The organism is Ruminobacter amylophilus (assembly GCF_900115655.1).
Lineage (GTDB): Bacteria > Pseudomonadota > Gammaproteobacteria > Enterobacterales > Succinivibrionaceae > Ruminobacter > Ruminobacter amylophilus.
Map to the genome: position 1 here is coordinate 1 of NZ_FOXF01000054.1, position 15,637 is coordinate 15,637.

The 15,637-nt window shown below is 40.2% G+C and carries 10 protein-coding genes, 1 tRNA gene and 1 rRNA gene; 6 read left to right on the forward strand and 6 right to left on the reverse strand.

What is annotated here, in order from left to right; all coding sequences use genetic code 11:
• On the reverse strand, window positions 1-92 hold a 92-nt coding region (locus BMY80_RS10225; RefSeq protein ID WP_143066518.1), incomplete at its 3' end, for a prepilin-type N-terminal cleavage/methylation domain-containing protein.
• A 647-nt stretch (window positions 93-739) separates the two neighbouring features.
• Between BMY80_RS10225 and uvrA the strand changes: the two genes are divergently transcribed.
• Entirely contained in the window at window positions 740-3,565 is a 2,826-nt protein-coding gene (gene uvrA, locus BMY80_RS10230; RefSeq protein WP_093143372.1) for an excinuclease ABC subunit UvrA, read from the forward strand.
• Window positions 3,566-3,594: 29 nt separating this feature from the next.
• On the forward strand, window positions 3,595-4,014 hold the full coding sequence (locus BMY80_RS10235) for a DUF2750 domain-containing protein (protein ID WP_051622018.1): 420 nt from the start codon (window positions 3,595-3,597) through the stop codon (window positions 4,012-4,014).
• Between the two features lie 297 nt (window positions 4,015-4,311).
• Here BMY80_RS10235 and metH read toward each other — a convergent pair whose 3' ends face one another.
• Complete coding sequence (metH, locus tag BMY80_RS10240; RefSeq protein WP_093143375.1) at window positions 4,312-8,085, reverse strand: methionine synthase; 3,774 nt, start codon at window positions 8,083-8,085, stop codon at window positions 4,312-4,314.
• A 49-nt stretch (window positions 8,086-8,134) separates the two neighbouring features.
• Complete coding sequence (gene metA, locus BMY80_RS10245; protein ID WP_031579930.1) at window positions 8,135-9,061, reverse strand: homoserine O-acetyltransferase MetA; 927 nt, start codon at window positions 9,059-9,061, stop codon at window positions 8,135-8,137.
• A gap of 286 nt (window positions 9,062-9,347) precedes the next feature.
• On the opposite strand from metA, the gene BMY80_RS10250 reads away from it, so the two are divergent.
• Window positions 9,348-10,625, forward strand: coding sequence for a competence/damage-inducible protein A (locus BMY80_RS10250; RefSeq protein ID WP_093143377.1), 1,278 nt, complete (start codon window positions 9,348-9,350; stop codon window positions 10,623-10,625).
• A gap of 141 nt (window positions 10,626-10,766) precedes the next feature.
• The gene (locus tag BMY80_RS10255) at window positions 10,767-11,933 is read left to right on the forward strand and encodes a hypothetical protein (protein WP_031579928.1); all 1,167 of its coding nucleotides are present in this window, start codon (window positions 10,767-10,769) and stop codon (window positions 11,931-11,933) included.
• A gap of 213 nt (window positions 11,934-12,146) precedes the next feature.
• Here BMY80_RS10255 and BMY80_RS10260 read toward each other — a convergent pair whose 3' ends face one another.
• Window positions 12,147-12,710: a P-loop nucleotide/nucleoside kinase family protein gene (locus BMY80_RS10260; RefSeq protein ID WP_031579926.1), complete on the reverse strand. Its 564-nt coding sequence runs from the start codon at window positions 12,708-12,710 to the stop codon at window positions 12,147-12,149.
• A 620-nt stretch (window positions 12,711-13,330) separates the two neighbouring features.
• On the opposite strand from BMY80_RS10260, the gene cysK reads away from it, so the two are divergent.
• Together cysK and BMY80_RS10270 are read left to right on the forward strand one after the other, a co-directional pair.
• Window positions 13,331-14,260, forward strand: coding sequence for a cysteine synthase A (gene cysK, locus BMY80_RS10265; RefSeq protein WP_031579925.1), 930 nt, complete (start codon window positions 13,331-13,333; stop codon window positions 14,258-14,260).
• 285 nt (window positions 14,261-14,545) lie between these two features.
• Window positions 14,546-15,070, forward strand: a complete 525-nt coding sequence (locus BMY80_RS10270) for an S-ribosylhomocysteine lyase (RefSeq protein WP_031579924.1) — start codon at window positions 14,546-14,548, stop codon at window positions 15,068-15,070.
• A gap of 252 nt (window positions 15,071-15,322) precedes the next feature.
• Here the strand turns inward: BMY80_RS10270 and BMY80_RS10275 are convergent.
• A tRNA-Asp gene (locus BMY80_RS10275) sits at window positions 15,323-15,400 on the reverse strand.
• A 13-nt stretch (window positions 15,401-15,413) separates the two neighbouring features.
• Window positions 15,414-15,528: ribosomal RNA gene (gene rrf / locus BMY80_RS10280) — 5S ribosomal RNA — on the reverse strand.
• Window positions 15,529-15,637: the final 109 nt, after the last annotated feature.

Below are 15,637 nucleotides of genomic sequence, written 5' to 3' on the forward strand. Positions count from 1 at the left end.
GCATATGCAGGAAGAGCGATTGCAGCTAAGATACCGATGATGGCGATAACGATCATTAATTCGATGAGGGTAAAACCTTTAGTCTTTTTCATGATAATTTCCTTCTTTCATAAAACATGCAGAGCAGAAATATCCTGTAATATCAATGTCTTACTCTAAATGAATAATAATCTTGTTTCAGCTATAGACCAGCATCATCCACCATGATTATCCACAGACATCATCTAATTGTTTTATCCAACGGATGCCTTTCAGCAGCCTAAAATGACGAAATATTCGTCAATATAATAATTCTATACTGATTATTATTCTTCCGGTCTCTCCTCTGACATCATTCCTCCACCTACTGTCCAAAACAGAAAAACATTCAAAAACAGACATTAAACAGCAACTTGTATCTTAACTACCCTGGTACCATATTCATAATTAACCATGTATTAACATTTTTTGACATAAACTTGAATATTATCAATATAACTCATACAATGTAGCAAAGCTGTACAGAACAAAGTATTGCTTATTTATATAACTGATCAATAATCATGATAATTTATATATTGTTGGTACCGGATTCAGGAATGACGTGATTATCATGATGGCAAAACCTGCACTGAATAAGAATGGCAGTTACAGTCATAAGCTCCTGATGAACATAACATAAAGTCAGTAACTCATGTACAATAGACACAGAGCGGAAGAAGCATTTTAAATTATCAAGCGCAGGAACAATACAAAGACAATGAATAACGAAATTATAATAAAAGGGGCAAAAACCCATAATCTGAAGAACATCAGTTTACGCATTCCCAAAAACAGGTTCTGCGTAATAACCGGACTTTCTGGTTCCGGTAAGTCATCTTTGGCGTTTGATACACTGTATGCCGAAGGACAGAGGAAATATGTTGAATCTCTTTCTTCTTATGCAAGACAGTTTCTTCAGTTAATGGATAAACCGGATGTTGAAATGATTGAGGGTCTATCCCCAGCAATTTCAATAGAACAGAAATCAACATCGCACAATCCAAGATCCACTGTAGGAACAATAACTGAAGTATACGACTATCTGCGTCTTCTATTTGCCAGAATCGGTGAGGCACGATGCCCGGAACACGGATATGTTCTGAAAGCACAGACCGTGAAACAGATGATAGACTCTTGTCTTGCCCTGCCGGAAGATTCAAAAATAATGATCCTTTCCCCTGTTGTCAGAAACAGAAAAGGAGAATATAAAGTGCTTCTGGACAATCTTGCCAGAGACGGATATATACGAGTACGTATCGATAATGATACCTACGACCTCAGTGATCCCCCTACTCTGGATCTTCAGAAGAAACATACCATTGAAGTAGTTGTTGACAGACTCAAAATAAAAACTGATGAAAGCAGCAGAATAAGAATCTCTGACTCTCTTGAACGAGCCTTGAAATTAAGTGACGGGCTGGCCTCAGTCGTTTCCATGACAGATGATTTTCCACCTCTCGAATTTTCATCCAAATACTCCTGTCCTGAGTGCGGATATTCTGTATCAGAGATAGAACCAAGAAACTTTTCATTCAACAATCCTGCCGGAGCCTGTCCGTGCTGTCTCGGTCTGGGGATTCAGGAAGTTTTTACTCCCGAAGCGTTTATTGTGGATGATAAGGCTTCTATCAGGGATGGAGCAATCAAAGGATGGTCTGCATCATCAACCTTTAATTTTGCCACCATGGATGCCCTGTCCAAACAGTACGGATTCAGTCTAGATATTCCTCTGAACAAACTGAGTTCCAAAATTCTTAATATCATATTTTATGGTACCGGTGACAAAGAAATTGAAGTTGTGCAGAAATTCAGGAACGGTTCTGAATTCAAGTCATCAAAATCATTTGAAGGCATCGTACCTCAGATGACCAGAAAATATCAGACTGCAAGGGATTATGAAAAGGATGAATACACCAGATTCCTAACCTCGGTCCCATGCCCTGAATGTAACGGAGCCAGATTGAAAAAAGCCTACCGTAACGTATTTGTCAACAATATTAATCTTCCTGATCTGTGTAATCTCACCATAGCTGAGTCACTGGAGTTTTTTAATAATCTGACACTTAATCCTCAGCAGGAACAGATTGCATCCAAAGTCCTCAAGGAAATCAGGGAAAGACTTTCATTCCTGGTTAACGTTGGATTAAGCTACCTAACCCTGTCGCGTTCAGCCGAAACATTATCAGGAGGCGAGGCACAGCGTATAAGACTTGCCAGTCAGATAGGTTCAGGTCTTACAGGAGTAATGTATGTTCTGGATGAACCTAGTATAGGACTTCATCAGAGAGATAATACGAAGCTGCTTGAATCTCTTTATCATTTAAGAGATCTCGGAAATACAGTCATTGTCGTCGAACATGATGAAGATACCATAAGACGTGCAGACCACATAATAGATATCGGTCCCGGAGCCGGTGAGCACGGTGGCTCCGTGGTAGCGGAAGGCACCGTGGAAGATATCATAAAAAGCAAGGATTCAGTTACCGGCAAGTACCTGAGCGGCAAGTGTTCCATTGCCATACCAAAAAGGAAAAAATCAGACAAACAGTACCTTGTCGTAAAAAATGCCACTGGACATAATCTTAAAGGTGTAGACTTAAAAATTCCGAAAGGACTGTTCACGTGCATTACCGGAGTTTCAGGCAGCGGCAAATCAACGCTCATCAACGATACGCTTTATGCCATAGCCCAGCGCAGACTGAACGGTGCGGTAAATATCAAACCGGCCCCGTACAAATCCATAGATGGTCTGGAACTGTTTGACAAGGTAATAAATGTTGATCAGACACCTATAGGAAGAACGCCGAGATCAAACTGTGCAACTTATGTGGATTTTTTTACCACAATAAGAGAACTTTTTGCCCAGACCCAGGAAGCTAGAGCCAGAGGTTACACATCTGGAAGATTTTCCTTTAATATTAAAGGCGGAAGATGTGAGGCCTGTCAGGGCGACGGAATAATCAAGGTTGAAATGAACTTTCTCCCGGATGTGTACGTTACCTGTGATGAATGCAACGGAAAAAGATACAACAAGGAAACACTCGACATTACCTATAAAGGAAAGAATATTTCAGATATTCTTAATATGACTGTTGATGAAGCACTGGAATTTTTCGAGGCCATACCGCCTCTGAGAAAAAAACTGCAGACGCTTGCTGACGTCGGTCTTGCATATATAAGGCTCGGACAACCGGCCACCACTCTGTCCGGAGGTGAAGCCCAGAGAATAAAACTTGCAAAGGAACTGTCCCGCAAAGATACGGGCAGAACTCTGTATATTCTGGACGAACCGACAACAGGTCTTCATTTTCAGGATGTCAACATGCTTCTCCAGGTACTGTTCAAATTAAGGGAGCAGGGAAATACCATAGTGGTAATTGAACATAATCTTGATGTAATTAAATCTGCGGATCATATTATTGATCTCGGTCCTGAAGGCGGTGAAGGCGGTGGACAAATCATAGCGGAAGGAACCCCGGAACAGGTTGCAAAAATCAAGGAATCCTATACCGGCCAGTTCCTGGCAAAAATTTTAAAAAAATAGTATTAATTAGCAATCATAAGGAAAATAAAATGTCATATCAGTTAACTGACAGAGAATATCAGGCGGCATTGAAATTAAATGCTGACTACAGATATCAGTATTTCGTTAAGAATGTTCAGAAGGGACTCGAACTTTTTGTTCTGAAGAATGATGAGGGCATTCTTTTCATGGAAACCGAAAGCGACGAGGATGACAACAGCACTACCAACGTCATTCCGGTATGGTGTCATGAAAACTATGCCAAGTACTATGCCGAACAGAATGCTGACGTTTCCGGTTATGAACCTCAGTCAATCTCTTTAGCCATCTTTATTGAACGCTGGGCAGACAATCTTGAAAGCTCCAATATTGAACTGGCAATCTTCCCGCTTAGCAATACTGACTGCAATATTGTTAAGGCAAAGGAACTTATTGCTGACCTTAAAATTAAGGATGAACCTGCCAAATAAATCAGTGTTCAGTAATAACATGTAGGAAAAAGCCGGTTTCACTTTTTATTTAATAGACATAACCGGCTTTAATTATTCAGCTTAAAAACATTAAAGTTTTTCACAGGCTTCAATGTCTTAAGCATACTGATACGTATACATATATTAAACAAAACTATATAAAAAGTTGTTTTATACCTTTCTCACCCAACTGAATCAAGGCATTCAACAAGATATTCACAACACTTTATACACAGTTTTGTGGATGACTAAAAAATATACAATTATCCACAATCTGTCTAAAATGCCGTATTTTTATCAGTTTCCGTCCTCGTTAGACTCCGCACCTTCCGGAATATAACCAAGATGATTTCTCAGCAGTCTCTCAAGTTCTGCAATATCAGTTCCTGTTCTCAATGAATAATCACTCAGCTGATCTGGCATAATACATTCGTTGGAAACATATTTTGCTTCGCTGTTGGCAAATATATATGCACACACGGCACTTACGGGACTCATCATATAACCGTCGGTAATCTTCAATCCGATTCGTTCTTCAACCTGCATAACATCCCATAAAGCAAGCTTTGCCTTATGATCAGGACATGAAGGATATCCTATAGCTGGCCTTATACCATCAAAACGGCCGTTAAGGATATCGTCGACATTCAAAGACTCATTGCTGTATCCCCAGTATCTGGTTCGAATCAGATAATGAACATAAGCTGACGCCGCTTCTGCCAGGCGATAACTCAGTGTCTGCACCAGCATACTGCTGTACATATCCCCTTCCTCATTGAATTTTCTGACGGAAGATTCAAGATTAATACCTGCATTTATCGCCATCGCTCCGATCGCATCATCCTTTTCATCAATGAAGTCAGCCAGAGAACCATTAGGCTGCTGTCTTGACGTCAGATCTCTCTGATCTCTCAGGAAATTGAATCTGCGTTCACCGTTTTCAGTCTCAAGAACCACATCATTAAAACCTTCACGATGAGCCTTAAACAGGCCGAATACAGCTTTTATTCCCAGAAGGTTCTCAGTTTCAAGACGGGAAAGCATCTTTACTGAATCACGGTATAGACTTACGGCAGTATCACTTGCAGTGGCAGGTATTTCGTTTACCACTTCCCCGTCGCTGTTTACGAGTTCAGCCTTGGTGCTGATAGAAAGTCCCCCGAGCAGTTTACGATAGTCTTCCTTGTATTCCCATGATCTGTAATAAGCCTGCCAGTCAATGAACCTGATTAAATCACTTATGTGAAGGTCAAGCACCTTAACTCCGAGTTCTTTTGGCATTGGAGCCTTGCTTACGGTAAAATCGGGCTTTATGGCATTATTATTGGCTGTTTCATAAGAAACAGTCTGAATTTTTGAATATTTAAGTTCATGAATATGTCTTGCAAAAGCATATTCTTCCTTAAGCTTTCTCACAAAAGCCGGTTTAAGTTCCTTGGAAAGAAGGCTCTGCGCAATGGTTACACCGCGGCTGGCATTGTTTACGTAAACAATAGGAGCACTGTATTCCTTTTCCAGTTTTACTGCGGTATGAGCCTTGGATGTGGTTGCACCGCCAATCATTACAGGGATTTTCAGACCAGCCTTCTCAAGTTCCCTGGCCACATGAACCATTTCATCAAGAGACGGAGTAATCAGACCTGAAAGTCCAATCAAATCAACCTTTTCCTTAATTGCTGTTTCAATGATTTTTTCACACGGAACCATAACTCCGAGATCAATAATTTCGTAGTTATTACACTGAAGCACCACAGATACAATGTTCTTACCGATATCGTGAACATCACCTTTTACGGTTGCCATAAGGATTTTACCGTTGCTACCGGAACCTGATTTACTTTCCTTTATGAACGGTTCCAGATATGAAACGGCTTTTTTCATTACTCGAGCGGATTTAACAACCTGAGGCAGGAACATTTTACCTTCACCAAACAGATCGCCCACCACATTCATACCAGCCATAAGAGGACCTTCAATAACCTCTACCGGACTTGAAGCCTTCTGTCTTGCCTCTTCAACATCCTCATCTATATATTCGGTAACGCCTTTGACAAGAGCATATTCTATTCTTTTTTCGACAGGTTCACTTCTCCATGACAGATCAATCTGAGCCTCTTCCTTCTTCAGCGAACCGCCTGCACGATATTTTTCAGCAATGGCAAGCAGCTCATCAGTGGCGCCTTTATGCGTGTTGAGTATTACGGCTTCAACTTTGTCTCTAAGCTCACGGGGGATATCATCATATACTGACAGCTGACCGGCATTGACAATACCCATATCCATACCGTTCCTGATGGTATGATACAGAAATACCGTATGAATGGCCTGTCTCAAAGGCTCATTGCCTCTGAATGAAAATGATACGTTCGAAACACCGCCTGAGATCATGGCATATGGCAGTGTTTCCTTTATTGTCTTGACAGCATTGATAAAATCGAGAGCATAGTTATCGTGCTCTTCAATACCGGTTGCCACGGCAAATATATTAGGGTCAAAAATAATGTCTTCAGGAGGAAATCCGACATCCTCAGTCAGAAGCCTGTACGCTCTGGTACATATTTCTATCTTACGATCATAGGTATCAGCCTGCCCGACTTCGTCAAATGCCATTACAACCACGGCAGCGCCATAACGTCTGACCACTCTGGCATGATCCAGAAACTTTTCCACGCCTTCCTTCATGGAAATGGAGTTTACTATCCCCTTGCCCTGAACACATTTAAGACCGGCCTCTATGACTTCCCACTTTGATGAGTCTATCATAATCGGAACTTTGGAAATTTCCGGTTCAGATGCTATAAGATTCAGATACTTAATCATTGAAGCCTTCGCATCAATCATGCCTTCATCCATGTTGATATCGATAATCTGAGCACCGTTTTCCACCTGTACTCTGGCAACCTCAATCGCCTCATCAAACTTTTCTTCCTTTATGAGACGTCTGAATTTTGCACTGCCTGTAACATTGGTTCTTTCACCTACGTTTATAAAAAGAGATTCAGGAGTTATGTTTAGCGCCTCCAGTCCGCTCAAACGACAGACGGTAGGCAGTTCAGGAAGAACTCTAGGAGGAAGTCCTTTTACGGCCTCGGCAATTGCTTTAATGTGAGCAGGTGTAGTGCCGCAGCATCCGCCTACTATATTAAGATAGCCTGATTCAGCCCATTTTCTGATATAAACCTGCATCTGTTCAGCAGTAAGATCATATCCGCCGAAGGCATTAGGCAGACCTGCATTCGGATGAACGGAAACATAAGTCTCGCATTTTGCGGAGATCTCGGCTACGTAAGGTTCAAGTTCAGCCGGTCCCAGAGCACAGTTAAAGCCGAAAGATACAGGCTTTGCATGCCTTAAACTGTTGTAGAACGCTTCAACGGTCTGACCGGAAAGAGTTCTGCCGGACGCATCGGTAATAGTACCGGAAATCATAACCGGAATCTGAATACCGCGCTTTTCAGAAACACTTTCCACCGCGTATACAGCGGCCTTGGCATTCAGCGTATCAAAAATGGTTTCAATGATGATGAGATCTGCCCCGCCGTCCAGAAGGCCTTCCGTTGCCAGAGCATATCCCTCCACAAGATCATCAAAACAGACATTTCTTGCACCTGGATCATTTACGTCAGGTGAAATTGAACAGGTTCTGTTTGTAGGTCCCAGCACGCCTGCCACGAAACGAGGCTTTTCAGGGGTTCTCAGCGTCATTTCCCTGGCTGCTTTCTTTGCCAGTTCAGCCGATGTTTTGTTTATCTCGTAGGTATACCCTGAAACATTGTAATCTGATAAAGGAATGGGAGTTGCATTAAAGCTGTTGGTTTCAATGATATCAGCCCCTGCATCAAGATAAGCCTGATGTATGGCTGAGATCACTTCAGGTTTGGTAAGACACAGCAAATCATTACAGCCTTTGAGATCGCATTCAGAATCCTTAAAAAGCTCTCCGCGGTAGTCCTGTTCAGTTAATCCATATGACTGGATCATTGTTCCCATAGCCCCGTCAAGAACCATAATTCTTTCGGAAAGTTCTTTTTTAATGGACTCTGTCAAAGTTGTTTCTCTAAGGCTGTTCATTATTTGCTTTACCTAAATCTAACCAATATCAAAATTCAAACTTATTCCGTTACGCCGGTTTTCTCTTGGTTTCGAGATCATATGGTGTATTCTGGTATACGTAGTAGTTAATCCAGTTGGCAAACAGCAGATAAGCATGACTCTTCCATGTACACAGCGGCACATTCTGCGGATCGTTGTTTGGATAATAGTTAACCGGAATTGAAGGATTCAGCCCCGCATTGATATCTCTTCTGTATTCGTTATCCAGAGTCTGCGCATCATATTCCGGATGACCGGTTACAAACACCTGACTTCTGTCAGGTGAAACAGCCAGATAAACACCGGTTTCATCAGAATCGGCAAGAATTTCAAGATCCGTATTTTCTTCAATGTACTTGGTTTCAAAATTAGCAAAACGTGAATGAGGTGCCAGGAAAAAATCATCAAAACCTCTGATTAAAGGATCTGAACTTGTAGATCTTCTGTGTCTGTACACACCTGAAAGCTTCACGGTTCTGGTCTGCTTTGGCAAATCATAAAAAACATTCAGAGCAGCCTGAACAGCCCAGCAGTTGAACATTGTGCAGGTCACATGTTCCTTTGACCACTTCATGATTTCAACCAGGGTATCCCAGTACTTAACCTCTTCAAAAGGAACCTTTCCCAATGGAGCACCGGTAATGATCATGCCGTCGTAGTACTGATCACGTACATCATCAAATCTCTGATAAAAGGTATCAAGATGAGCCTTTGGAGTATTCTTTGAAACATGATCATCTATACGCAGCAGATCGACAATAACCTGAATTGGAGTATTGGAAAGCTTGCGCAGAAACTGTGTTTCTGTCTCAATCTTTTTAGGCATCAGGTTCAGAATAAGCAGCTTCAAAGGTCTTATATCTTGGTGCACTGCGCGACTCTCAGTCATGACAAACACCTTTTCAGCAGTCAAAATACCGGCAGCAGGTAATGCATCAGGAATCATAATAGGCATGGTTTGGCACCTCTCAATTAACACGTAATGCTGAAAACAGCGGACTCAGTCACTTACCAGAGAAATAATCCCCGTAAACTTCCGTTGTATACCAGCTAAAAAACAACAAATAAGTAATGACAGCAATTATACACTAAATATACAGTTAATGTGATGTATAGCATGTTTTTCGTACCATTAACGCCCCCGAAAAAAGCATAAATTTTTTCATGGAACACTTTCTATCGCAAAGCGTAAAATAAGATCATAAAAAGCAGGTTCCCTATACATTTCAGAGGATTTGAATATGCGAATTGAAATGATTTCCACCGGAGACGAGATAATGACAGGTTTTGTTACTGACACCAACACAGGTTTCTTTGCATCACGTCTGCTGGAATCTGGACTTTTCCTGACAAGACATACTGGAGTCGGAGACAGCATGGACGAGCTGACCGAGGTTTTTAAGGAAAGATCAAAAACTGCGGATATCGTTCTGGTAAACGGCGGACTCGGACCGACAACTGATGATCTTACCGCGGAAGCCGCATCAATTGTCTCAGGTCAGCCTCTCGAAATCAGCAATCAATGCCTCGAGCACCTGAAACAATGGCAGAAAATCAGAGGCATAAAACTCACTGATAACAACAGTAAACAGGCTTTTTTACCGCGTGGAGCCGAGGTAATACCCAACCCATTCGGCACAGCATGCGGATTCAAAATGAAAATAGGTAAGGCATTATTCTACTTCACACCAGGTGTACCTGCCGAGTACACAAAAATGCTGGATAATCACATTCTGCCGGATATTATTCATGAAGTATTCTCAGATACAGAAAACAGGCAGCCAGTCATGTCCGTAAACAGATTTTTTGTATACGGCATTTCCGAATCAACAATAGGCCGAGCACTAAGCCGGGAACCTGTTCCTGACAGTATTACCATCGGATACAGAGCCACCCCTGGTTTTGTGGAAATAAAAGCAATCGGAAGAAATGCAACCCTAGATGAAATTTCAGAAACGGAAAATCTTATTATCAGACATGCCGGTGACTGTCTTATAGGCGCGGAATCTGAGGATAAGCTCTTCAGCGATGTTAAGAAATATCTTACAGATAACAATAAAGCAGTTTTTTTTATTGATAATGTCACACAAGGGAGATTACCGATAGAAGTATCAAAATTTCTCACGGGAAGATGTATAGTCGTCAGCAGCAGTATTCCTGCATCCCAAAATAAAAATGATAATTTTTTCGATTTCAGCAACTCAACCGATAGCAAACAGTCTTGTTTTACCGACATTATGAAGAAATCCGTTCATCTTTTTAACAACAGGGATTTTTTTACTAACGGGACATGCCGATTTGTTGTAACGATAGATACGGATTCACATAATGAAAACATGATATTTATTAGCTTTTTTGATGTTGACAAAAAAGAGCAATTTAAACGAAAATTACTCTACAAGGGGTTATCGGGAAGAAAATATCTGGTTATTTCCTTCATTGCCCTGGATACAATAAGACGGTACCTTAAAAACATGGATTACAGACACAGCTATCCTTATTTTGAAGACCTGTCGTAATAACATTCATAAACACACTACAAAGTCATGAACAAATTAGCTACGCGCACTGTCATTACGGCAGTCGTTATATTTCATATAATTCTGGCCTGCTTCTACAGTCTGAATCAAGAGCTTGATACAAATTCAGAAGGATATCTCATGCTTTCTGAAGGGGTATACAATCATTACTCAAAACAGACTCTGGATCTTACCAGTGATTCACTGAAAACAGTGCTTGTTTCAGCACCTATGAATGTATGGGAAAACACGGTTTCACCTGTCATTCTGCTGATAATCCTGAGATTACTGGCATTCCTTATAATATATAAAGAACTGGGAAAGCTATTCAGCCCGAGCACAATGCTGTGGTTTACGGTACTGTTTCTGCTGTCCCCTTGGCTGCTCTACAACACTGGGTTAGGTTCAGATGCATACATCCAGCTTGGTGTTGCAGGATATCTGGTAAGCATTATGAAGTTAACCCGAAGCGGACAGCCGAGAAGCTCAACGTTCCTGTGGACAGTTCTCCATACATTTTCAATTCTGTGGTGTCTCGCTCTCAGCCCGGCGTGGGGAGTACTGTTACTCACCTCCATACTGCTATGGATTAAAAAGACCATACATTTAAATATAAGCGGTCTTATAACTTCTCTGGCAATGATTGCCGTAATCATGGTTCCTTACGTACAGCAGTTAAATCTGGATGAGGAATCAGCTATATACGTAAATCATACCTATCACTATCCTGGTTACGGCACAATACACGTATACCCGCTTTTCAAGAGCCTTATATACTGGGTACGTTACAGTTCAACAATATTTCAGAGTGAAATTCTGTTCAAGACAGGTTTTTCATGGGCAAGTGACAGTGAAAACATTCAGAATGTCTGCATGAACATATGGCGTTCTGTTCTGATTGTTATCGGAATTGCATCAATCCTTATAAGTCTTATTGCAAACTATGTAATGATTAAGGAAATAAAACCTCTGTTTTTCAGAAACTTTTCAGAAGACCGTCAGTTGTCATATCTGAAAATCATATGTCTCATAATGCTGGCGGCCATCGTGCTATTCGTAGCAGTAAGTCCTTATACACTCTACAGCAATACGCTGTCACTCTGCTACGTTTTTGCCCTCATTCCTGTGCTTAATCTGATTGAAAAGTTCAGCAGTTCATCATTCAAAGGTCATGTTATCTGCCTGAGCTGTCTGGCCGTATTTTTTATTGCGGTTAATTCACTCGCACTGACAGAGTCCCCTGACTACAATTATGAAAACAATTATATGGATATATCAAACGATATAGCCAGCGAATCGTTCAACTAATATCAAACATTGGCAGTAACCGGAAAACGAATGTTTTCCGGTTTTTTTCAATTATTCCAGAAAAATAATTACGATAAATCATTAGTACCTGCAAATATCACCATTTGCAGACAATGCTTTACACATAAAAAAAAAGAAGACTGTATATAATACATACAGTCTTCTCTTCAGACACATATCAAAAAAATTCAATACCAGCCTTAAATTAAAGAATTAATTTAATAACTTGGCAATTTCCTCTAATGATTCGTCAAATTCAGCTCCGTCATTGTTCTTGAATACGTGCACTTCTCCAATATCCTTTGGCATATTGAAGTTGCAACGGGAAATGTATTCATCCCAATGTTCAAGCTTCCAGGTATCGCGACTTGAGTTTCTTTCAATCATGCGACGATGACAGGTCTCAGGTGAAGTTTCTACCCAGATAATAACTAATCTTGCACCAATCTTTGCAAGCTTAGCTCTTAAATCTGCAACGTATGCAGGATCTCTGATTTCACGGGTAAATGGAGCATTAATTAATACATTATCTTCGTATTCTAATGCTTCAAATGCCAAATCAAGAACAGCATAGTATTCGTAGTCACGAATGTTTTCTTCAAAGAAATCAGAACTGCGGTTGTATTCCTGATTTGCTACCTTAAAGATCTGCTTTGAAAGAACAATTAAAGTATCCTTATCAAGATAAACAACATGATCGAGTCTCTTGGCGATAGACTTTGAAACATAAGTCTTTCCACAAGCTGGAGGAGAGGTTACAAGAATTAAACTTTTCATAGATATGCTTCACTAATATGTTCTAATAAAAAAGTATACGCAAGTCGTTTTATACAAACGCACAATCTTATGTAAACACCTAAGACTGCGATACAAATCCAATTTCAAGAATTTTCATTCATCTTGCTAATATTATCACTTAAACGTGTATTTTAGCAATTACGCATTGAGATTTTGCCAAAAAAAGTTTTCTGTAAATAGCAATCAGAGATAAATATTTAAGATTTGATGAAAAATATTATTATTTTTATATATTATTTGTTAGATAAATGTTTTCAAAGCTTTAGTGACAATGCCTTACAGAATAAGATAAAACACATTCTCATTCTGAATCCGCTTCATCTGAAACTGTAAATAAATTTTTCAGTTTAACAGTTTATCACATACTCTTGTATGACCACCTGAAATCATACTGATATTTATGGAAATCATTATTTAAAAAGAAGTTTTTTATGATTCAATGATTCACAGGACATAAGTTATTTAGATAAAACCCAAGAAGATTACAATAAATATAAAACAGTTATTGACATTTAATAATATCAGTTTTAGAATAATTCATATCTTCCCGATATGAATTATATCAAATTTACAAAAACATAACAAAACAGGAAATAAAAATGACAATCCATAATGATGTAACCGAATTAGTAGGACGCACCCCTCTGGTTCGTCTGAACAAAGTTGAGAAGCTCAACAATCTTTCAGCAGAAATTGTAGCCAAAGTTGAATATTTCAATCCTTCTGGCTCTATCAAGGATCGTATTGCCTTATCAATGATTGAAGATGCCGAAAAGAAAGGCTTAATCAAGGAAGGCGCTGTTATTATCGAACCAACCAGCGGTAATACAGGTATCGGTCTGGCTCTTTTCGCCTCAGCAAAGGGATACAAGGCAATTCTTACAATGCCTGAAACCATGAGTATCGAACGTCGTAACCTTCTTAAGGCTTACGGTGCGCAGGTAGAATTAACCGATGGCAACAAAGGCATGAAGGGTGCTATTGCCAAGGCTCAGGAATTAGCTGCAACTATTCCGAACAGCTTTATTCCAAGTCAGTTCACCAATGCAGCCAACCCTGAAACTCACTACAGAACAACCGGTCCTGAAATCTGGGAAGACACTGATGGTCGCGTAGATATTTTCGTAGCTGGTATTGGTACAGGTGGTACTCTTACCGGTGCGGGCAAGTTCCTTAAGGAAAAGAATCCTAACGTTAAGGTTGTTGCTGTTGAACCTGCATCTTCCCCTGTTTTATCAAAGGGAACTTCAGGTCCTCACAAGATTCAGGGTATCGGTGCAGGCTTCGTACCTGACACATTAGATACCAAGATCTACGATGAAATCATCACTGTAGAAAATGAAGCCGCATTTGAATCCGGCAGAGAAATTGCCAGAACTGAAGGTCTGTTAGTAGGTATTTCTTCAGGCGCAGCTTTACATGCCGCCAAGGTATTAGCCAAGAGACCTGAAAATGCAGGTAAGCGCATTGTTGTAATTTTACCTGATACCGGCGACAGATACCTTTCTACTCAGATGTTTGATAACTAACAGATATATCAGACTCTGAATCAGAATGCATAAATTATTTGCACATATTGTTTAACCACATTTATCAAGAGCTGTCATCCGATATTGACAGCTCTTTTTTTAACATTACGAAATTAAACCTTATCAAATACCTGATTGAAGACGCATGCAGTTATCATAGATGTATGTGGCCGAGTTAATCATAATTTGATATTATTACCGACAAGTTACAATCAAGATAATATGGTATATTCCAGAATATTTGATTCAGGATATACTCAAAAACGTATAAAAGGAGAAATCGCTATGGATCTTATACCAAGCTTTTCCGTTGACCACACCCGCATAGTACCGGGAATATTCATCAGTCGCCAGGACAAATTAGGCGATCACGTAATTACAACATATGATGTAAGAGTAACAAGACCGAACAGAGAACCTGCTGTAGATGTGTCAGCAATGCATTCGCTAGAACACGTCATTGCCACATACCTCAGAAATGAACCGCAGTGGAAAGATGAAATTATTTACTGGGGACCAATGGGATGTCTTACAGGTTTCTACCTTATTCTGAAAGGTAATAGACCTTCCAAAGAAATCTTCAACTTACTTCTCAATGCATTCAGATCCGTCGAAAATTATGAAGAAGTACCAGGAGCAACAGCAGAAAACTGCGGTAACTACCTGTTACACAATCTCAACATGGCAAAATGGTATGCAGCAAGATTTGCAGACTATCTGGAAGCTAACGCAGATAAATCTGAAACATTTGAGTATCCTAAAACAACAAGACTCGTAACAGACAAAGGTCTTAACTTCTACGATTCATAACATACAGAATAACTGAAATAGAATCCAGTCTACTATTCGACTGGATTTTTTGCTTTATATGTACAAAAAAAGCGCCACTAAAGCAAATCAACGAACTGAACCATACCATTACAAGTTAATTCATCAGACGTTGTCTATCCGTGTTAAATTGGAAAATTCATATAAGTTACTGAGAATATACTAAGCCCAGAAAATAAAAGCTATACAGTAGAAACAAAAAAACCGACTGTAAAAGTCGGTCCTCTGAATTAGTGGCGGAACGGACGGGGCTCGAACCCGCGACCTCCTGCGTGACAGGCAGGCATTCTAACCAAGCTGAACTACCGCTCCGCATAAAAAAAATGCCTGGCAATGACCTACTCTCACATAGCGAATGCTACACTACCATCGGCGTGACCGCTTTTCACTTCTGTGTTCGGAATGGGAACAGGTGGTTCAACAGCACTATCTTTACCAGGCGTATCCTGTACAATTTATCAGCTTACTTATCCGAGCCCTTCTCAATACTCACAAGCGCCTTAAAACTTCTTGAGCGTTGTATGGTTAAGCCTCTCGGGTCATTAGTAC

Coding starts and splice junctions, on each gene's coding strand:
- uvrA (WP_093143372.1), top strand. CDS start 740: ATGAATAACGAAATTATAATAAAAGGGGCAAAAACCCATAATCTGAAG.
- BMY80_RS10235 (WP_051622018.1), top strand. CDS start 3,595: ATGTCATATCAGTTAACTGACAGAGAATATCAGGCGGCATTGAAATTA.
- metH (WP_093143375.1), bottom strand. CDS start 8,085: ATGAACAGCCTTAGAGAAACAACTTTGACAGAGTCCATTAAAAAAGAA.
- metA (WP_031579930.1), bottom strand. CDS start 9,061: ATGCCTATTATGATTCCTGATGCATTACCTGCTGCCGGTATTTTGACT.
- BMY80_RS10250 (WP_093143377.1), top strand. CDS start 9,348: ATGCGAATTGAAATGATTTCCACCGGAGACGAGATAATGACAGGTTTT.
- BMY80_RS10255 (WP_031579928.1), top strand. CDS start 10,767: ATGCTTTCTGAAGGGGTATACAATCATTACTCAAAACAGACTCTGGAT.
- BMY80_RS10260 (WP_031579926.1), bottom strand. CDS start 12,710: ATGAAAAGTTTAATTCTTGTAACCTCTCCTCCAGCTTGTGGAAAGACT.
- cysK (WP_031579925.1), top strand. CDS start 13,331: ATGACAATCCATAATGATGTAACCGAATTAGTAGGACGCACCCCTCTG.
- BMY80_RS10270 (WP_031579924.1), top strand. CDS start 14,546: ATGGATCTTATACCAAGCTTTTCCGTTGACCACACCCGCATAGTACCG.